Below are 19,595 nucleotides of genomic sequence, written 5' to 3' on the forward strand. Positions count from 1 at the left end.
TACGGAACTCGTCGATTTCCGGGTGCCATAACGCCGAAACCGCCGTTGCCGGCGGTTTCTCCGAAGCAGGGCGCGAACTGCGTGGCCGCTCAGGCAGCGCTTTCCTCGAAAACGCCATGGCTCAGCAAACGCTCATAGCGTTTATCCAACAATTGTTCGATGGACCGGGACTGCAATTCCGCGAGATGCTTTTTGAGCGTGAACTTGAGCGCATCGGCCGTGGCTTGGCGATCGCGGTGCGCCCCGCCCAAAGGCTCCGGCACGATTTCGTCGATCAGGTTCAACTCCTGCAGTCGGCCCGAGGTAATGCCCATGGCCTCGGCCGCGAGTTCGGCCTTGTCCGCGCTTTTCCACAAGATGGAAGCGCAGCCCTCCGGCGAGATGACCGAATAGGTGCTGTATTGCAGCATCAGCAGGCGATCGCCCACACCCACGGCCAATGCGCCGCCCGAACCGCCCTCGCCCACTACCGTGCAGATGATGGGGGTCCTGAGCTTGGACATTTCGAACAGATTGCGGGCGATGGCCTCGCTCTGCCCGCGCTCTTCCGCGCCGATGCCGGGGTAGGCGCCCGGCGTATCGATGAAGGTCAGGATGGGCAAACGGAAACGTTCCGCCAGTCGCATCAGGCGCAAGGCCTTGCGATAACCTTCCGGGCGCGGCATGCCGAAGTTGCGATAAATCTTTTCCTTGGTGTCACGGCCCTTCTGGTGGCCTATGACCATGACCGAAAATTCGTCCAGGCGCGCCACCCCGGCGACGATGGCCGGATCGTCGGCGAACCCGCGATCGCCGTGCAGTTCATGGAAGTCGTCGAACATCAGCCCGAGATAATCCAGTGTGTAGGGACGCTGGGGATGGCGGGAGATCTGGGAGATTTGCCAGGCGGAAAGCTTGGAGAATATCGAGGCAGTCAGTTTGCTGCTTTTCTCCTCCAGCTTCTCGATTTCCTCGGAAATATTGATTTCGTTGTCGAAACCGACGTTGCGGAGTTCCTCTATCTTGGCTTCGAGCTCGGCGATAGGCTGTTCAAAATCCAGGAATTTCAGATCCATAGGCTATACGGGCACGCGGGGCTGTACGAAAAAGGGGCATTAGTCTAACACCTCTTGCAGGAAATCCCGCATCGCCGCCCATGACCGGCGGTCTGCGGACGCCTTGTACACCGTACCGAACGCGGGATCGTTGGCGCGCGGATTGGTGAAGGCATGAACCGTATGGCCATAGGCATGCAACTGCCAGTCCGCCCCGGCTTCGGTCAATTCACGGGTGAAGGCCAACACCTGATCGGGGGTCCCCATGGGATCGTCCCAGCCGTGCAGCGCCAGGACCTTCGCGCGAATCCGGGCATTGGGAGCCGGCTCGGGCGGATTCAGCAAGCCGTGAAAACTCACCACGCCGCGCAGGTCGGCGCCGCTGCGGGCCAAGTCCAGCACGCAGAGTCCGCCGAAGCAGAAGCCGATGGCGGCGATGCTCTCGGGGTCGGCTTCGGGCTGCCGCCTCACCGTTTCCAGGGCCGCGGTGATACGCCCCAGCAACAGGCTGCGGTCGGCCATGAACGGCCCCATCAGCCGGGAGTTTTCCTCCGCGCTGTTGCCCACCGCCGCATTGCCGTACATGTCCAGGGCGAAGCCGACGTAGCCCAGCTCCGCCAATGCCCGCGCCTTGTCGCAAGGGAACTCGTCTCGGCCGGCCCAGGCGTGCGACACGATCACCGCGGGGCGCGGCGAAGTTTGGGTATCGTCCCAGGCGAGAAAACCTTCCAGCGCGGTCCCCTCATGTTGATAGCTAACGGTTCGGGTTTGCACGGTCATCCCGTTTCTCCTTGATCTGTCTTGGGTATCGGCGTCGTGAAATCGGTCCCCGTAAACAAATCACTGGAACCACCGGTCGCTTACGATGATACGATCATACCGAACGTTTTCCAGCCATCCACACCATGTTGTCCGACCTCCCTTCGACCACCCGGCGCTGGCGCGCGGGCGAATTGTCCGACGCGGCCTACGCCGGGCTTTATTTTCTGCACTGGCAGGTCGAACTGAACGGTACTCGCTGCGCGGCCCGCAAATCCAAGCAAACGCCCCGGCCCGACATCCCGCTGTGGCTGCGGCAGTGGCAGGATGCGGACGACGTGTCTCCCCGACTGAGCGAGTGCCTGGGGCAGTATCAGTTTCTCGGCGTCATACCGAACGTGACCGCGGCGCTTTGCGCCTGGCTGCGGAACGATTGGCCGCTGCGTTTATGTGAACGCATACCTTCGCCCCGCGAAGTTCTTGGCATGCAAACCACGGGTATCCGCCCCGTCACGATCTTTTCCGAATTTCCCCGCCTGCTGCAACCGATGTTGGGCAAGCCCAACGCTTATGCCTTCATGGTCCACGACCTGGAACATGCCTGGAAATTCAACCACGATCCCGAACTACACCGAGGCCAGGTCGGGTTTTTCCTGCGGCTCCAGGACACCGTCGAACGGGGGCTGGCCACGCCCTACCTGGACGACGCCACCTTCGCCGACAAATTCGATTACCTGATGAGCGACATGAACACCCACCCGGTACACAGCCTGCAATATCTGCGCGCGATATTGATCGAATGCGGCTTGCGCAAGGAAGGCAAGCCCTCCCACGCCGAACTCTCGGTGCATGCCTACGAAGACATCACCGCGTTGGTGGCCGGTCTGGGCTGGGGTGTGCTGCCAAAGTCAGCGGTAAATCCCCGGCTCATGCCCGGGGAATAAAACTCACTGCTTGCCTGTCGACGGCGCGATCAACAAACGATCCATCGCCTCCAGCTGTTCCGGGTTGCCGAGTAGGCCGAGGCGGTCTTTCGGTCGAAACTCCGACTGCGTCGTCGGGTTGACCATGAGGTCGCTTCCACGCTTGATGGCCACCAGGGTGGCGCCGGTCTTGCTACGCAAGGCCGCTTCGCCCAGCGTTTTGCCGACCAGGGGACTATCCTCGGGCACTTTGCGCCAGGCGATGTCGATCAATTCGGAAGCATCCAGCAGATCGCGCAACAGGGTATGCTCTCCGAGCGGCTTGACCAGGGCGCTGTAGTTCTCGTGGCGCACCGTGTCCGCGTAACGCCGGACGTCATGGAGGGGAAACCCCAGTTGCAGCAGGGTGTGCCGCAGCACTTGCAGGCCGCCTTCCAGCTCCGGATGGATCACCAGTTGCGCGCCAAGCTCGGAAAGCCGCTTCACCCCGTCCCGAGTGGCGGCCCGCGCGATGATGGGAAGCTGGGGCGCCAGATCCCGCGCTGCGGCGACCGTCAGCTCGGTGGCGGCTTCTTCAGGCAGGGTGACCACCAGCAGACGGGCACGGGGCAATGCCGCATGGCTCAGGATGTCGGAATTCGCCGTGTCGCCCAACAGGGTTGGCACACCTTTTTTCGCCAGTTTTTCGATCCGGCTGATCTGGGCGTCGATAACCAGATAAGGTATGCCCAGCCCTCCCATCACATCGACGATGTGTGAGCCGACCCGCCCGTAACCGACCACCACCACGTGATCGGCTACCGAGTCCTCGACCGGAACCTGGGTGGAGCCGTGGCGGTCCAGCCAGCGCCACAACGGTCGGATGCTCCGCAGGCCACGCCGCAGTGGATCGACGGCATGCAACATGAACGGATTGACGACGATGGACAGCAGCGCGGTGGCCAGTATGAGCGAGTGTTGTCCCTGGTCCAGAAGGCCAAGGTTCAGGCCGCTCTGATCCAGGATGAAGGAGAACTCGCCGATCTGGCAGGAGCCCGCGGCGACCACCAGCGCGGTACTGGCCGGGCGCGGAAACGGCACGACCCAAAGGCCGGAAACGAGGAACTTCCCGAACACCACCAGGCTGCTCAGTATCAGGATCGACTGAACATGTTCCACCAGGAAGCCGGGATCCAGCAGCATGCCGACGGAAACGAAAAACAACACGGAAAAAGCTTCGCGGAACGGTAGCAGATTGGACGCGATGCGATGGCTGAGCGGCGACTCGCTGACCACCGCTCCGGCGACGAAAGCCCCCAGGGCCAGGGAGACGCCGAACAGCTTCGCCGCACCCAGAGCGACGCCCAACGAAATCGCCAGGATGGCCAGGGTGAACAATTCGCGGGACCGGGTGTGCGCCACCCGCAGCAGCAGCCAGGGAATGAAGCGTTTTCCGGCGTACAGCATGATCACCAGAAAGCCCAGCGCGGACAACAGGGTGAGCCCCAGGGCGCGCCAATCCACGGCCGCACCGGTATCCGCCAGATTGGGCATGACCATGATGATGAGCACGGTGGCGATATCCTCCATGACGCGCCAGCCGACCGCGACCTGTCCGTCCGGCGTATTCAGCCAGCCACGGTCCATGAAGCCGCGCAACATGACGATGGTGCTGGCGATGGAGACCACGAGGCCCAGCACCAATCCGGATTTGGGATTCCAGCCCCAGTATTGGCTCAATCCGTATCCCAGCGCCAGCATGGTAAGCATCTGCCCCAGGGTGCCGATGATGGCCACATCGCGCACTTTCCACAGATCGGCAAAGGAGAAATGCAGGCCCACGCCGAACATCAGGAAGATGATGCCCAGCTCGGCCAATTCGTTGATGGTTTCGGCATCGGCCGAATATCCCGGCGTAAACGGGCCGATGACCACCCCGGCCAGCAAATAGCCTACGATGGTGGGCAGGCCTATGCGCTGAACGATCAATCCACCCAGAAACGCCACGCTCAGCGTGACGGCAATATTGTCGAGCAAACCCAGATTATGCATAGGATGTGAGAGGTCGTCCGTCGCGCGTGATGGTCATTGAATCACGCCCCTCCCGGAGATGAGAAATCCGGCTGCGGCGGCCGTTGAATGCCACGGGCGCAACTCAGGGTGATCCATGGGCTCCCGATCGCTGTTAACAGCCCCCAAAGCGCTCGGGAAAACCCCCGGCGAGCGCCGGTAACATCAGTAACTCCGGTTAGAAATCACGCTTTTCGGATTTCAATCCCAAGCTTTCCCGCGTGCGTTCCTTGGCTTCCTCGCTCTTGCGCAGCAGCACATAAACGGCACCGGTGCCGCCGTGGAAGCGCTGGGCGCTGTGGAAAGCCATGACCTCCGGCATCATCGGCAGCCAGCGTGCCACGCAGCTCTTGATGACGGCCTGCCGGGGCCCGCGCCGCGCGCCCTTGCCGTGGTTGATCAAGGCCATGCGGATCTGGTGGCGCATGCAATCGTGGATGAATCGGTATACCTGGCCGCGCGCTTCTTCGATGGTCATCAGATGCAGGTCCAGGGTCGCCTCGACGGGGTATTTCCCCTGTTCCAGGCTGCGGTACACGCCGTGCTGTATGCCGGGGCGGCGGAATCCGATGACGGCCTCCGGGGCCACTTGTTCGATGTATTCGGCGGGCAGGAAATTTTCCTCGCGCACTCCGCGCTGTGCCGCCTCGCGGCGATAAGCCTGGCCGGGCGTGGCTTGCCCACGCTCGCGCCGCGGGCTCTCGGCGGCCGTTTTTTTCAACGGCCGCACATTGGCCATTTCCTGAAGAAACAGCGTTTTCTCTTCGTCGTTCATAGCCGCACCTGGAATTTGCGCATCGCGCCGCTTACAAGGGCCGGGTCGATTCCCAATGGCGACAGGATGGACAGCACCAATGCAAATCCGTTCCGGAAAAACCGCAATGCGTGCAATGATACTTCGCCTGCCCGACCGCCATGCGGTCCAGGGCCCGGTCCAGGCGTATCAGGGCCTCGCGCTGCGATTCGCCGGCGTCCTCCAGCAACAAGCCCGACAGCGTGTTGAGCGCCTTGAGCGAAGGATGGGCATCCACGACCCGCAACAAATGTTCGCTGGCGCGCTGTACCCCTCTTTCGCCGCGCAACTGCCTTGCCAGTTCCAGCGCCGCGCTTTCGTAACCATAGGTCTCGTAGAGATAGCCGAGATAACCCAACAGCTCGCCGACGGGCCGGTCCAGCCGCGCATGGCAGATTCGGACCGGCTCGAGTATTTCCGGCACGTACGCGGGATTTTGCGACTCCACCCGCTTGAGCACCGACAAAGCCTCCTCGAAACCGCCATCCCGCATGTGCAGGCGAGCCAACAGCAAGGTCGCCCGCACGCAGCGTGGGTCATCGTCCAGCGCCGCTTCGAGCAAGCTCCGAGCCTCTTCGTGCCGGCTGGCCGCAAGCTCTTCTTCCGCCAACTCGCACAGAAACTGCGCCACCGCCGCGCCGCGCGGCACTTTGCCTATCGCGGCCAGCTTGCGTGTGCACTCCATGGCTTTACGCCAGTCTTTCTCGTGCTCGTAGACCTGCAGCAGTTGCTGCAGGGCGAGCTTGCCGTAGGCGGGATGGTCCGTCAGATTGCTCAATATCGCTTCCGCCCGATCCAGCAAGCCGGCGCGCGCGTAATCCAAACCGAGCTCGAACTGCGCACTGGCGCGCTGTTCCGGGCTCAGGCCGTCGCGCGAAATCAAGGCTTCATGGATTTCTATCGCCCGCTCCAATTCACCACGGCGCCGGTAAAGATTGCCCAGGGCGATATGGGTTTCGTGGGTTTCGCAATCGTTGACCAACAGGTCGGCGAAGGCCTCGATAGCCTTGTCGGTGCGCTCGCGCAAGAGATAATTGAGCCCCCGGCAATAAGCCTGCCGCAGATTGTGCGTGTGCTCTACGAGATATTTACGGGAATAATGCCTTTGTGCGGCATACCAGCCGGATGCGGCGGCGACAGGCAAAAGGATTAAGAGCGCCCATCCTTCCGGCATGTTAGTTTCCGGTCCTCACCTGTGGCGGGGCACTCACAGACGCGGTCGACATGACGGGCAACAAATGTTTAGGACGCGAGGTCAGGCGCAAGATCAGCCGCCTTGGCATTCACGCGATCCCGCAATTCCTTGCCGGGTTTGAAATGAGGAACATATTTTGAATTGAGCTCCACCGAATCGCCCGTTTTCGGGTTGCGGCCCACGCGCGGCGCACGGTAATGGAGAGAAAAACTGCCGAAGCCCCTGATCTCGATGCGTTCGCCCGAGGACAGCGCCTGGCTCATCTGTTCGATCATGCACTTCACCGCGGATTCCACGGCGTCCGGCGCCATGTGGGCGTTGTTTCCGGCGAGAAGTTCGATAAGTTCGGATTTAGTCACCTTCGCTCCCACAAACGGAGGGGGCTTGCGCCCCCTCCGGTCGAACCAACAACTTACTTGTTTTCCATCTGTTCCTTGAAGATGTCACCCAGCGTCGGAGTGCTGGGGCTCTGCAGGGTGTAGTCCTTGATGGCGGCGGATTCCTCGTCGTAATCCTTGGCCTTGATGGACAGGCTGATGGATTTGCTCTTCTTGTCCACGCCGATGAACTTGGCTTCGACCTCGTCGCCCACGCTCAACTGCGTACGGGCATCTTCCAGGCGGTCGCGGGAGATTTCCGAGGCACGCAGATAACCCTCGACGCTATCCGCCAGGGTGATGACGGCGCCCTTGGCGTCCACTTCCTTGACCACGCCCTTGACGATGGCGCCCTTGTCGTTGGCGGCCAGCCAGTTCTGGAAGGGATCCTGCTCGAGCTGCTTGATGCCCAGCGAAATGCGTTCGCGCTCCGGATCGATGGCCAGGATGACGGTCTCGACCTCATCGCCCTTCTTGAAGCTGCGGATGGCTTCCTCGCCGGTTTGCGACCAGGAGATGTCGGACAGATGGACCAGTCCGTCGATCGCGCCGTCCAGGCCGATGAAGATGCCGAAGTCGGTGATGGACTTGATGCTGCCTGCGATCTTGTCGCCCTTCTTGTGGGTGGCGGCGAACTCTTCCCAGGGATTGGCCTTGCACTGCTTCATGCCCAGGGAGATGCGGCGGCGCTCCTCGTCGATGTCCAGAACCATGACTTCGACTTCGTCGCCCAGCTGCACCAGCTTGCCAGGGTTGACGTTCTTGTTGGTCCAATCCATCTCGGAGACGTGCACCAGGCCTTCCACGCCTTCCTCCAGCTCGACGAAGCAGCCGTAGTCGGTGAGATTGCTGACCTTGCCGAACAAGCGGGTGCCGGACGGATAACGGCGCGCGATGTTCAACCACGGGTCCTCGCCCAGCTGCTTGAGGCCCAGGGAGACGCGGTTCTTTTCCTGATCGTACTTGAGGATCTTGACCTGCAGTTCCTGGCCGATCTGCACGGCTTCGGAAGGATGGCGGACGCGCTTCCACGCCATGTCGGTGATGTGCAGCAGGCCGTCGATGCCGCCCAGGTCGATGAAGGCGCCGTAATCGGTGAGGTTCTTGACCACGCCGGTGATGATCGCACCTTCCTTGAGGTTCTCCAGCAGGGCTTCCTTCTCGGCGCTGTATTCGGATTCGACCACGGCGCGGCGGGACAGAACCACGTTGTTGCGCTTCTGATCGATCTTGATGACCTTGAATTCGAGATCGCGGCCTTCCAGGAAGGTGGTGTCGCGTACCGGGCGCACATCGACGAGCGAGCCGGGCAGGAATGCGCGCAACGCGCCGATCGCCACCGTGAAGCCGCCGCGCACCTTGCCGGTGATGCGTCCGACCACGGTTTCGTTGCCTTCGTGAGCCTTCTCCAGGTCGATCCAGGCCTTCTGCTTCTTCGCCTTGTCGCGGTTCAGCAGGGTAGCACCCAGACCGTCTTCCAGCATGTCCAGGGCCACTTCGACCTGGTCGCCGACCTGTACTTCGAGTTGACCGTCGGCGCCGAGGAACTGCCACTTGGGAATATTACCCTCGGACTTGAGCCCGGCGTTGACCACGACGTGATCCTGGGTAATTTCCAGAACAGTGCCGTACAGCATGCTGCCCTGACGCATTTCGGCTTTGGCCAAACTCTCTTCAAATAATTCTGCGAAGCTCTCGCTCATAGTTGTATCACTTTAAATCCCGCGCGACCCGGAAGACGACCGGCGGAAAGGTTTAGGTGGATGTCAGCGCCGAAAAAAACGGCGACCCTAGACAATACGGCTGTTTCAGCCCTTGACGAGACTCAGGCAACGGGCGACGACCTGGCTGATGCTCAACTCTGAGGTATCCACCAGCACCGCGCCGTCGGCCATTTTGAGAGGCGCTTCGGCACGCTCGCGATCGCGTCTGTCCCGCTCTTCGATCTCGCTTGTCAAGTCGGCTAAGTTAACATCGATACCTTTCTCCATCAACTGCTTATAACGTCTTTGCGCACGCTCTTCGGCGCTGGCGGTGAGGAAGATTTTGATCGGCGCATCGGTGAAAACCACCGTGCCCATGTCGCGCCCGTCCGCCACCAGTCCCGGCGCCAGCCGGAAGTCCCGCTGTTTTTGCAGCAAGGCCTTGCGCACCGGCCCGTAGGCCGCGATCTTAGACGCCGTGTTGCCGCAGGTTTCCGTGTCTATGCGGTCGCTGATATCCACGCCGTTCAACAATACCTGGCGTGTTTCACCGGTGGGAAAACGCAGATCGAGACGGCTGGCCAGCTGGACGATGCCGTCCACATCATCCAAGGCCAGGCCGGAATCCAGCACCGCCACCGCCAGCGAACGGTATATCGCCCCGCTATCGAGATAATGCCAGCCCAGCGTGCGCGCCAGGGCTCGGGCGACCGTGCCCTTGCCCGCACCGCTGGGGCCATCCAAGGCTACGACGGGAATACGCGTGCTCATGTTCGACGCCTCACTCATGGGTTCTTTCTGCTCCCCCACCCCAGGGCCCCGCCTGCGCCATGCCGGCCGGCATAGGAGTATTCGACACGTTCCGGCTCAGGCAGATTGTGGCTCGAGTGCGCAGAAAAGCGATGGCCGCGAATTGTGGATAGGCGGTCACCCGGCCAGCACGACAAGCCTGCGCAAGCACCAGGGTGGCGGCCAGACCGGAGATTCGGTATGGATGGATTCATGGCTGTTTTTCCGATTGGTCCAGATAACGCTGCCGCGCACCGCGCGCCTCGGCGAAATAATCGAACAACTCGTCCGCCGCACCGGTTTCCAGCAGATCCGCCACCCGGCCCAACTCGCCGCTCAATTGTGCCAGCAGCGGAACGATTTGCTCGCGATTAGCTAGGCAGATATCGAGCCACATGGTGGGATCGCTGGACGCGATGCGCGTGAAATCGCGAAAACCGCCGGCCGCGTATTGAAAAATCTCCTGCTGCTCGTCCTTGCGGCCCAGCATGTGCACCAGCGCGTAGGCCAGCACATGGGGCAGATGACTGGTCGCCGCTAAGACTTCGTCGTGATGGGCCGGGTCCATGCGGGTCACCCGCGCCCCGAGGGCCTGCCAAAACGCTTCCACCCGGCGCAACGCCTGCTCATCGGTGTTCGTGGTTGGCGTCAGAATGACCCTCCGGCCGGTGTATAAATCATCCTTCGCGGCTTCGACCCCGCTTTTTTCCGCCCCGGCGATGGGGTGACCGGGCACGAAATTGACCGGCACCTCGCCGAACACGCGGCGCGCGGCGGCTATGACACTCTGTTTGGTGCTGCCCACGTCGGTGTATACGGCATCGGCCGACCAGCTCGTGCGGATGGCCGCGAGCACCGGCTCGAACGCGCCCACTGGCGTGGCGATCAACACCCAGTCGGTGCCGTCCAGACCCGGTGCAATCTCCGGATAGCCGGCGTCGATCACGCCCAATTCCAGCGCCCTGGCCAAGTTGGCGGCATCGGCGTCGACCCCGACGATTTCACGACACAAGCCGCGCGTCCTGGCGGCCTTGGCGATGGAACCGCCTATCAGACCCACTCCGATAACGCACAGCCTGCCTATCATGCGCCCAGCACGCGGTCCAGTGCCGCCAGGAAGACCCGATTCTCCTCCGCCGTGCCAACCGTGACCCGCAGATGATGCGGCAGACCGTAATTGGCGATGGGCCGGACGATCACGCCTTCGCGCAACAAAGCCTGGTAAACCGGCGCGGCGGGACGACCGACATCCACGGTGATGAAATTGCCCACCGACGGGATCCAATCCAGACCGCGCTCGGCGAAAGCGGCACTCAACTGGATCAAGCCCTGGTTGTTGAGGCGCACGGTGCTGGCCAAATGCTCGCCGTCGTTCAGAGCGGCGGTCGCAGCCGCCAAGGCCAGCGAGTTGACATTGAAAGGCTGACGCACACGGTTGAGCAGGTCGGCGACTTCCGTGGAAGACACCGCGTAGCCCACGCGCAAACCGGCCAGGCCGTAGGCCTTGGAAAAAGTGCGGGTGACGATCAGATTGGGGAACTCCGCCAGCCAGCCCAAGGCATCCGGAAAATCTTCCGCGCCGACATACTCGGTATAGGCCTCGTCGATCACCACCAGGGCCGTCTCGGGCACGCGTTTGAGGAAAGCGTGCAGTTCGTCGCGCCCCAGATAAGTGCCGGTGGGATTGTTGGGATTGGCGATGAACACCACTCTGACCTGAGCATCGATCAAGGCCGCGATCTTGTCCAGATCATGCCCGTAACGCGGGCCGCGCGACCCGTCATGCGCCGCCGCCACGCGGGCCTGGGCGCCGATCGCCTGAGTCACGATGGGATAAACCGCGAAAGCGTGCTCGGAATAAACCGCCGCCGACTCCGGCGACAGAAAGGCGCGGGCGACCAGTTCCAGCACGTCATTGGAGCCGTTGCCCAGGGTGATCTGCTCACCGGCCACCCCGAGCTTGGCCGACAGCGCCGCCTTGAGCTCGAAACCGCCGCCGTCGGGATAAAGGTGCACGCCATTCAACGCGCCACGCGTAGCCTCCAGCGCCAGCGGACTGGGTCCCAGCGGATTTTCGTTGGAGGCGAGCTTGACGATGTTGCTGATGCCCAGCTCGCGCTCCAGCTCGCCGATCGGCTTGCCGGGCAGGTAAGGGGTCAGTTGGCGCACGCCGGGGATGGCTAGTTGTTCTGCATTCATGATGTGTCGGTCCGCTCAGGCGGAGCGTGAAAAGGTGGAGAAAACCCGGCCCAGCCGCCCGCTAGAGCGCCCGCGGATAGGACCCGAGTATTTTTACCAGCGCGACGCTTTGTTCCAAGGCCTTTAAAGCCTCGGCCAAATCCGCGTCCTCGCGGTGGCCCTCGACGTCGATGAAAAAGACGTAATCCCAGGTGCCGCGCCGCGACGGCCGGGATTCGATCTTGCTCATGCTGATGCGAAAGCGGGCGAACGGCTCCAGGGCTTGATGCAAGGCACCCGGAAAATTACGGGTCGACACCAAGAGCGAGGTCTTGTCGGAACCCGAAGGCCCGACCGCGCTGCGGCCTATGATCAGGAAACGGGTGGTGTTGTCGGGCTCGTCCTCGATATTGCGTTCGAGGATGTCCAAACCATACAGTTCGGCCGCGACCTCGCCCGCGATGGCCGCACTGCCCGGCGTTTCCACCGCCAGGCGGGCGGCCTCGGCATTACTGCTGACGGCGACACGCTCGACGCCGGGTAAATTACGGTCCAGCCAGTTGCGGCACTGGGCCAGGGACTGCTGGTGGGAAAAAACGCGGCCTATGGCCTTGATATCGCCATCCCTGCTCATCAGGTTGTGATGGATGCGCAGCACCACTTCACCCGCGATCAGCAGCGGCGAGCGCAGGAAGCTGTCCAGCGTGTGAGTGATCACGCCCTCGGTGGAATTCTCCACCGGCACCACGCCGAACTGACAGGCACCGCTCTCGACCGCGCGGAATATTTCGTCTATCGCCGGCAAGGGATGGGTCTGCACGGCGTGACCGAAGTGTTTGTAGGCGGCCTGCTGGGTGAAAGTGCCCGCCGGGCCGAGAAATGCCACGCGGAGCGGTTTTTCCAAGGCCAGGCAGGCGGACATGATCTCCCTGAACAAACGCACCGCCGCCTCGTTCGGCAAGGGACCGGGATTCTGCCCGGCGATGCGGCGCAGTACCTCGGCTTCGCGCTCCGGCCGGTAAAAACAATCCACTTCGCCGTCCGACACCTTGGTCTCGGCCACCTGCTGGGCGCAACGGGCACGCCGGTTCACCAGCGCCAGGATTTGATCGTCCAGCGCATCGATCTGCGCGCGCAACTCCGCAAGCGTTGGCAGTTCCGAGCCGCCGTGATTGTTGTTCATCAACGTAACACCTTCAGTGCATCATGCCCGCCGCGCGATCCGGGCAGGGATAACTCGACGGTTCATACCAGCAATTACCCATATTTGTGCTCGAACCCCGCCATAAAGTCGATCAGCGCGTCCACGCCGGCTTCCGGCATGGCGTTGTATATGCTGGCGCGCAGACCGCCCACCGAACGGTGGCCTTCCAGGTTTACCAAACCAGCCGCCGCGGCCTCCTTGGCGAATACTTTTTCCAACTCGGCGGAACGCAAGCGGAACGGCACGTTCATGCGCGAGCGGCAGTTCAAATCGATGGGGTTGGAATAGAAACCCGAAGCGTCGATGGCGGCATAAAGCTTCTCGGCCTTGCGGAGATTGCGCCGTTCCATGTCGGCCAGGCTGCCCTGTTCTTTCAGCCATTCCAGCACCAGCCCCAGGAGATACCAGGGATAGGTCGGCGGTGTATTAAGCATGGAATGATGCTCCGCCTGCTGCTTGTAATCGAGTATGGAAGGCGTGCCCGGCAAGGCGTGACCGATCAGATCCTCCCGCACGATGACCAGGACCAGGCCGGCCGGCCCCATGTTTTTCTGCGCCCCGGCATAGATCAGGCCGTAGCGGCTGACGTCGACGGGACGCGAAAGGATGTTGGACGACATGTCGCAGACCAGCGGCAAACCGCCGTCGTCGGGAACGTCGTGGAACTCCACGCCGTTGATGGTCTCGTTGGAGGTGTAATGCAGATAAGCGGCGTCCCCATCGACTTGCCATTCCCCGCGGGGGATTAGCTTCGTATAGCCATTGTCCTTCGAACTGGCGGCCACCCGCACCTCGCCGTAGCGTCTGGCCTCAGCTATCGCCTTGTCCGACCAGATGCCCGTATCGACATAGACGGCCGATGCCTTGCCGCGCAGCAGGTTCATCGGTATTCCGGCGAACTGCCCGCTCGCTCCGCCTTGCAGGAACAGCACCTTATAGTGGGAGGGAACGCCCAGCAATTCGCGCAGATCGGCCTCGGCCTTTTGCGCGATAGCCGTATAGACCTCGCTGCGGTGGCTCATTTCCATGACCGACATGCCGGTGCCGCGATAATCGAGGAACTCGTCCCGCGCGCGCGCCAAGACCGGCTCGGGCAGCATGGAAGGTCCGGCGCTGAAGTTAAAAACTCTGGACATGCCTACTCCTGAAAAATTCCGCACCGGACTTGGGCTATTCGGTTTCGCCGGGCTCGTCGGCCGATTCCTCTTCGGCACCGTTGCCCTCATCCTCGCCGCCCGGCAGATTGGCGATGCGATCCACGCCGACCACACGCTCGCCCGGACTCAGCTTGATCACGGTTACGCCCTGGGTGTTGCGCCCCAGTTCGCGGATCTCCGCGACGCGGGTGCGCACCAGGGTGCCGGCGTCGGTGATGAGCATGATTTCGTCGCTCTCCTCCACCAGGGTCGCGGCCACCACCTGGCCGTTGCGGGCCGAGGTCTGGATGGCGATGACGCCCTGTCCGCCACGCTTGTGGCGGGGGAACTCGTCCAGCCGTGTGCGCTTGCCGTAGCCGTTCTCGGTGATGTTGAGCACCGTACCCTCGGCGGAGATGATCAGCGCGATGATTTTCTGCCCCTCGCCCAGCGTCATGCCGCGCACACCGGCCGCGCCGCGCCCCATGGGGCGGACGTCGGTCTCCTCGAAGCAGACCGCCTTGCCGTCGCTACTGAACAGCATCACCTGCTGCTCGCCGTTGGTGATGGCGACATTGACCAGGCGGTCGTCGTCGCGCAGTTCGATGGCGTTCTTACCCAGGCTGCGCGGCCGCTCGAATTCGCTGAGCACGACTTTCTTGACCGTACCGGAGGCGGTGGCCATGAAGATGTAGTGGCTCTCGTCGAACTCCCGCACCGGCAGGATGGCATTGATCTTTTCGCCCTCTTCCAGCGGCAGCAGGTTGACGAAAGGCCGGCCGCGGGCGGTGCGGCTGGCCACCGGCAGATCGTAGACCTTGAGCCAGTAGACCTTGCCGGTGCTGGAGAAACACAGGATGGTGTCGTGGGTGTTGGCGACCACCAGCTTCTCGATGTAATCCTCTTCCTTGGTCGCCGCCGCCTGTTTGCCGCGCCCGCCACGCCGCTGCGCCCGGTAGTCGGACAGCGGCTGGGACTTGACGTAGCCTTCATGCGAGACCGTCACCACCATGTCTTCCTCGGTGATGAGGTCGGCGGCCGACAGATCGAGCCGGTTCTGGATGATCTCCGAACGGCGTTTGTCGCCGTACTGGTCGCGCACGGCGACCAGCTCGTCGCGGATCACTTCCATCAGGCGCACGTCGCTGCCGAGGATTTCCAGCAATGCGTCGATCTGGGCCAGGAGCTCGCGGTATTCGGCGATGATCTTGTCCTGCTCCAGGCCGGTCAGGCGGTGTAGGCGCAAGTCGAGGATGGCCTGGGCCTGGACGGGCGACAGGCGGTAGCCTTCCTCGCTCAAGCCGTAGATGGCATCCAGGTCTTCCGGCCGCGAACGGAGGGCGTCTTCGGCGCGTGCCAGCAGTTCGGAAACCACACCCGAGCGCCAGACCCGGCCCAGCAGGCCTTCCTTGGCCTCGGCCGGGCTGGGCGAAGCCTTGATCAGCGCGATGATTTCATCGATGTTGGCCAGCGCGACCGCCAAGCCTTCCAGGATGTGGGTGCGTTCGCGGGCCTTGCGCAGCTCGAACAGCGTGCGACGCGTGACCACTTCGCGCCTGTGGTCGATGAAAGCGTCCAGCAATTCCTTCAAATTCATGCAGCGCGGGCGGCCATCGAGCAGCGCCACCATGTTCATGCCGAACACGCTCTGCATCTGGGTTTGCTGATACAGATTGTTGAGCACTACTTCGGGCATTTCGCCACGTTTCAGCTCGATCACCATGCGCATGCCGTCCTTGTCGGACTCATCGCGCAGACCGGAAATGCCCTCCAGCTTGCCCTCTTTCACCAGCTCGGCGATCTTCTCCAGCAGCCGCGCCTTGTTCACCTGGTAGGGCAGTTCGTTGACGATGATGCTCTGCCGGCTACCTTCCTCGCCTTCGAATTCGCAGCGGGCACGCAGATAGATGCGGCCTCGCCCGGTGAGATAGGCCTCGCGTATGCCGGCGGCACCGTTGATGATGCCGGCGGTGGGAAAATCGGGGCCCGGGATATACTGCATCAGCTCGTGGATGCTGGTATCCGGATTTTCGATGAGCGCCAGACAGGCGTTGACGACCTCGGTCAGATTGTGCGGCGGGATGTTGGTCGCCATGCCCACCGCGATGCCGGCCGAGCCGTTGACCAGCAGATTGGGGATGCGGGTCGGCAATACCGACGGCTCTTTTTCCGATTCGTCGTAGTTGGGTACGAAATCGACCGTTTCCTTGTCCAGGTCGGCCAGCAGCTCGTGGGCGATGCGCGCCATGCGGACTTCGGTGTAACGCATCGCCGCCGGCGGGTCGCCGTCCACCGAGCCGAAGTTGCCCTGCCCGTCGACCAGCATGTAGCGCAAGGAAAAAGGCTGGGCCATGCGCACGATGGTGTCGTACACCGCCGTGTCGCCGTGCGGATGGTATTTACCGATCACGTCACCGACCACGCGCGCCGACTTCTTGTAGGCCTTGTTCCAGTCGTTGCCCAGCTCCTGCATCGCGTACAACACGCGCCTATGCACCGGCTTCAAGCCATCGCGGGCATCCGGCAAAGCACGTCCCACGATCACGCTCATGGCGTAATCGAGATAGGACTGCTTCATTTCGTCTTCGAGATTGACCGGGATGATTTCTTTGGCGAAAGAGGACATCAATTCGTTGTTCTTCGTATCGTATGAGGGAAGACCGCTATTCCATTAACGCTCGGGGCCGGCATCGTGCGGCCCGTGCCAGGCGGACGCCAATCCCGGCCGATTATACCAAAGACGCGGGCCCGGCGGGGTCGGAATCGAAAGTCGGCCGAGTGAGAGGGGCGTTTTGGGTCGGCGTAGCGTCGCGAACCGGCGTATGAACCCGCTTGACACCGGTTCGACTGCGCGGGTATCAACTCGTCAAAGGGTGCCCACCGGGCACCTGTCGCCTCAGCCCTATGGAGTTCCCCATGTCCGTTTCCCTGTCCGCCATTCTCGACCGCTCCGACGTTCCTGCGCTCGAAGCGCTAAATACCGCCCTAAAAGGGCTGAAGTTCAAACTGTCGGTCGACGATGCCTATGTTCCTTTCGAAACTTCCGGCTACTTGCCGTGCACCCTCAACGGCGAAGACGGCGGACTCAACATCCGTTTCGAAGCCGCGGAAGCTTATCTCGGCCAGCACCCCCAGTCGCGCTCCGAGGCCGGCGCGCGCGACACCCTCATCGCCTTGCGTTCCGGCGGCGATCCGCGGGAAGACGTATGCGTCCTGATGATCGCGGCGGCCCTGGCGCACGACTTCGGCGCCATCGTCCACGATCCCAAGAAGAATGTTCTGCTTCCCGCGGAGAAGCTCGTCAGCCAGGCGCGCGGCAAGTTCGCCGAACTGGACTGATCGAACCGACAGCCCGGCCGGCGGCGCGCCCCCTGACCGGATCCCCGCCCATCCTCTGTTCGCTGTCGGGGAATGGTCTATTGCAAGCGCCATTTTCCGGGCTTTTCGCTCGGTTTCTCCATTGCCCGGGCCTCGGCCAACCAGTACGATTCGAGACGGCCCGACGCGTGCAAGCCTTGTGCTTCCATGCCTTGCCCCCGTCTGCGACACGACCGCGGCAAACCTTAAGGCGCCGGCAAAGTCGCAGCCGACGCCGTGGTATATCCCCAACCAGCGAGGAGACAGAACCGTGCCCGGACTTTTACCCAGCGTCGATCCCGATGGCCTGTTGGAATACTCGGTGGTCTACACAGACCGCGCGACCAACCACATGTCGAACGTGTTTCAGGAAACCCTGCGCGACATCTCGCGCATACTGAAGACCGTTTACCACGCCCACAGCGCCATCGTCGTACCCGGCTCCGGCACTTTCGGCATGGAGGCCGTGGCACGCCAGTTCGCCACCGACAAGAAATGCCTGGTCATCCGCAACGGCTGGTTCAGCTATCGCTGGACGCAAATCTTCGAGATGGGGGGCATCCCCTCGCAGTCCACCGTGCTCCAGGCGCGCCCCGTCGAACCCGGTCCGCAGCCGGCCTATGCGCCGCCGCCGATCGAAGAGGTGGTTGCCAGCATCGCCCATGAAAAGCCGGATTTCGTATTTGCCCCGCACGTCGAAACCTCATCCGGCATGATCTTGCCTGACGGCTACCTGCGCGCCGTGGCCGATGCGGTGCATGCCGTCGGCGGACTGTTCGTGCTCGACTGCATCGCCTCCGGCACGGTCTGGGTCGACATGGAAGAGGCCGGTATCGACATCCTCATCAGCGCCCCGCAGAAAGGCTGGAGCGCCCCACCCTGCTGCGGGCTGGTGATGCTGAACCGGACGGCGCGCGAGCGCATCGATGCCACCTCCAGCACCAGCTTCGCCGCCGATCTGAAGAAATGGCTGCAAATCATCGAAACCTACGAACAGGGTGGACATGCCTACCACGCCACGCTGCCGACCGACGCCCTGCGTGCTTTGCGCGAGGTCATGCGCGAAGCCGAGACCTACGGCTTCGCCAAACTGCGCGACCAGCAACTGGAACTCGGCCGCCGCGTGCGTGCGCTGCTGGCCGAACGCGGCATCAAATCGGTGGCCGCCGAGGGCTACGGCGCACCGGGCGTGGTGGTGAGCTACACCAACGATGACGCCGTCAAGACCGGCAGGAAGTTCGCCGACGTCGGCCTGCAAATCGCCGCCGGCGTCCCGCTGCAATGCGGCGAAGGCGAAGATTTCAAAACTTTCCGCCTGGGCCTGTTCGGCCTCGACAAGCTGCAAAATATCGACCGCACGGTGGCCAGCCTGGCCGATGCACTGGATCGGATAGACAACTTCTAAACGACGGGGGCTCGGCGACTCAAGGCCTACGCCCCCGGTAACGAAGCCGCACCCACCGAGGAGCCAACATGTCAGACGAAGAGCAGATACGCGCCCGCTTGGCGGCCAACCCTTTTCCGGCGAATCCGTGGGTACAGGTCACCGACGACGGCATCATCATCAAGGCGGGCTATACCGACACCTTGCAGCGGATGCTGCGCTGGGTGCCCAAGGTGCAATGGGTGCCGCAAAAGCGCCATTGGCATATCCCCCTGGCGGGCGCCGAGCTGATACGCTCGGTGCTGCCGGAGATCTCGCGCCTGGCCGAAGCAACCCACGAGGAATGGGGGCTGCCGGCCGAGCGCAAGCAAGCATCGACGAATGAAACAAACCCCGCGCCGGTCGAAAACACGGCCGTCAGGACCGCACTCGACGTCGACGCCTCCGAGCGGGATCTGTTTCGCAACGCCGCCCGATTCCTATACGGCACCGACTGGCAACGCGACACCGCCCGCGCCCTGGGCCGGGATGAAGCCACCCTGGCCTGCTGGCTGGTGGGCGACGGGGTGGTGGAAGACGAACCGCTGGTTTTGCTGAACGAGATGCTCGCCCTGATGCACCGCCGTGCCGCCGCCATCACCGCCGCCGCCGACCAGTTGGCCTCGGCTATCGCCAAGAAAGAAGCGGCCGCGGCCCGCGTAGACTGATCCAGCT

17 protein-coding genes are annotated in these 19,595 nt (G+C 62.6%); 4 read left to right on the forward strand and 13 right to left on the reverse strand.

The genetic code is table 11. The features are described from left to right. Positions 1-89: 89 nt before the first annotated feature. Positions 90-1,055, reverse strand: coding sequence for an acetyl-CoA carboxylase carboxyl transferase subunit alpha (accA, locus tag JWZ97_RS09760; RefSeq protein ID WP_205428364.1), 966 nt, complete (start codon positions 1,053-1,055; stop codon positions 90-92). A 39-nt stretch (positions 1,056-1,094) separates the two neighbouring features. After that, complete coding sequence (locus tag JWZ97_RS09765) at positions 1,095-1,814, reverse strand: dienelactone hydrolase family protein (RefSeq protein ID WP_205428366.1); 720 nt, start codon at positions 1,812-1,814, stop codon at positions 1,095-1,097. Between the two features lie 125 nt (positions 1,815-1,939). Between JWZ97_RS09765 and JWZ97_RS09770 the strand changes: the two genes are divergently transcribed. Beyond that, positions 1,940-2,737 (forward strand): hypothetical protein, encoded by a 798-nt coding sequence (locus JWZ97_RS09770; protein ID WP_205428368.1) that lies wholly within the window; start codon positions 1,940-1,942, stop codon positions 2,735-2,737. Between the two features lie 3 nt (positions 2,738-2,740). Here JWZ97_RS09770 and JWZ97_RS09775 read toward each other — a convergent pair whose 3' ends face one another. The 11 genes from JWZ97_RS09775 to gyrA form a co-directional block, all read right to left on the reverse strand. After that, positions 2,741-4,747, reverse strand: coding sequence for a cation:proton antiporter (locus JWZ97_RS09775; protein ID WP_205428369.1), 2,007 nt, complete (start codon positions 4,745-4,747; stop codon positions 2,741-2,743). A 196-nt stretch (positions 4,748-4,943) separates the two neighbouring features. Next, positions 4,944-5,540, reverse strand: coding sequence for a DNA endonuclease SmrA (smrA, locus tag JWZ97_RS09780; RefSeq protein WP_205428371.1), 597 nt, complete (start codon positions 5,538-5,540; stop codon positions 4,944-4,946). A gap of 31 nt (positions 5,541-5,571) precedes the next feature. After that, positions 5,572-6,732, reverse strand: a complete 1,161-nt coding sequence (lapB, locus tag JWZ97_RS09785) for a lipopolysaccharide assembly protein LapB (protein ID WP_205428373.1) — start codon at positions 6,730-6,732, stop codon at positions 5,572-5,574. 68 nt (positions 6,733-6,800) lie between these two features. Continuing rightward, positions 6,801-7,112, reverse strand: coding sequence for an integration host factor subunit beta (ihfB, locus tag JWZ97_RS09790; RefSeq protein ID WP_205428375.1), 312 nt, complete (start codon positions 7,110-7,112; stop codon positions 6,801-6,803). A 53-nt stretch (positions 7,113-7,165) separates the two neighbouring features. Then, positions 7,166-8,833, reverse strand: a complete 1,668-nt coding sequence (gene rpsA / locus JWZ97_RS09795; protein ID WP_205428377.1) for a 30S ribosomal protein S1 — start codon at positions 8,831-8,833, stop codon at positions 7,166-7,168. A gap of 105 nt (positions 8,834-8,938) precedes the next feature. Beyond that, on the reverse strand, positions 8,939-9,604 hold the full coding sequence (gene cmk, locus JWZ97_RS09800; protein ID WP_205428379.1) for a (d)CMP kinase: 666 nt from the start codon (positions 9,602-9,604) through the stop codon (positions 8,939-8,941). A gap of 229 nt (positions 9,605-9,833) precedes the next feature. After that, complete coding sequence (locus tag JWZ97_RS09805; protein WP_205428381.1) at positions 9,834-10,709, reverse strand: prephenate dehydrogenase/arogenate dehydrogenase family protein; 876 nt, start codon at positions 10,707-10,709, stop codon at positions 9,834-9,836. Next, entirely contained in the window at positions 10,706-11,821 is a 1,116-nt protein-coding gene (gene hisC, locus JWZ97_RS09810) for a histidinol-phosphate transaminase (RefSeq protein WP_205428382.1), read from the reverse strand. The genes JWZ97_RS09805 and hisC overlap by 4 nt, the downstream gene beginning before the upstream one ends. Positions 11,822-11,882: 61 nt before the next feature. Then, positions 11,883-12,983, reverse strand: a complete 1,101-nt coding sequence (pheA, locus tag JWZ97_RS09815; RefSeq protein ID WP_205428384.1) for a prephenate dehydratase — start codon at positions 12,981-12,983, stop codon at positions 11,883-11,885. Between the two features lie 74 nt (positions 12,984-13,057). After that, positions 13,058-14,140: a 3-phosphoserine/phosphohydroxythreonine transaminase gene (serC, locus tag JWZ97_RS09820; protein WP_205428386.1), complete on the reverse strand. Its 1,083-nt coding sequence runs from the start codon at positions 14,138-14,140 to the stop codon at positions 13,058-13,060. A gap of 34 nt (positions 14,141-14,174) precedes the next feature. Beyond that, positions 14,175-16,766: a DNA gyrase subunit A gene (gene gyrA / locus JWZ97_RS09825; RefSeq protein ID WP_205428393.1), complete on the reverse strand. Its 2,592-nt coding sequence runs from the start codon at positions 16,764-16,766 to the stop codon at positions 14,175-14,177. Between the two features lie 290 nt (positions 16,767-17,056). On the opposite strand from gyrA, the gene JWZ97_RS09830 reads away from it, so the two are divergent. The 3 genes from JWZ97_RS09830 to JWZ97_RS09840 all read left to right on the forward strand — a co-directional run bounded on the left by JWZ97_RS09830 (position 17,057) and on the right by JWZ97_RS09840 (position 19,588). Beyond that, on the forward strand, positions 17,057-17,479 hold the full coding sequence (locus JWZ97_RS09830; RefSeq protein WP_205428395.1) for a hypothetical protein: 423 nt from the start codon (positions 17,057-17,059) through the stop codon (positions 17,477-17,479). Positions 17,480-17,768: 289 nt separating this feature from the next. Continuing rightward, positions 17,769-18,902 carry an aminotransferase class V-fold PLP-dependent enzyme gene (locus JWZ97_RS09835; protein WP_205428397.1) on the forward strand — a complete coding sequence of 378 codons (1,134 nt, stop codon included), beginning with the start codon at positions 17,769-17,771 and terminating at the stop codon, positions 18,900-18,902. Between the two features lie 68 nt (positions 18,903-18,970). After that, a complete protein-coding gene (locus JWZ97_RS09840) occupies positions 18,971-19,588 on the forward strand; it encodes a hypothetical protein (RefSeq protein ID WP_205428399.1) in 618 nt (205 codons plus the stop codon). The last annotated feature ends 7 nt before the right edge of the window (positions 19,589-19,595 follow it).

Origin of the sequence: Methylococcus sp. EFPC2, assembly GCF_016925495.1 — a bacterium.
Lineage (GTDB): Bacteria > Pseudomonadota > Gammaproteobacteria > Methylococcales > Methylococcaceae > EFPC2.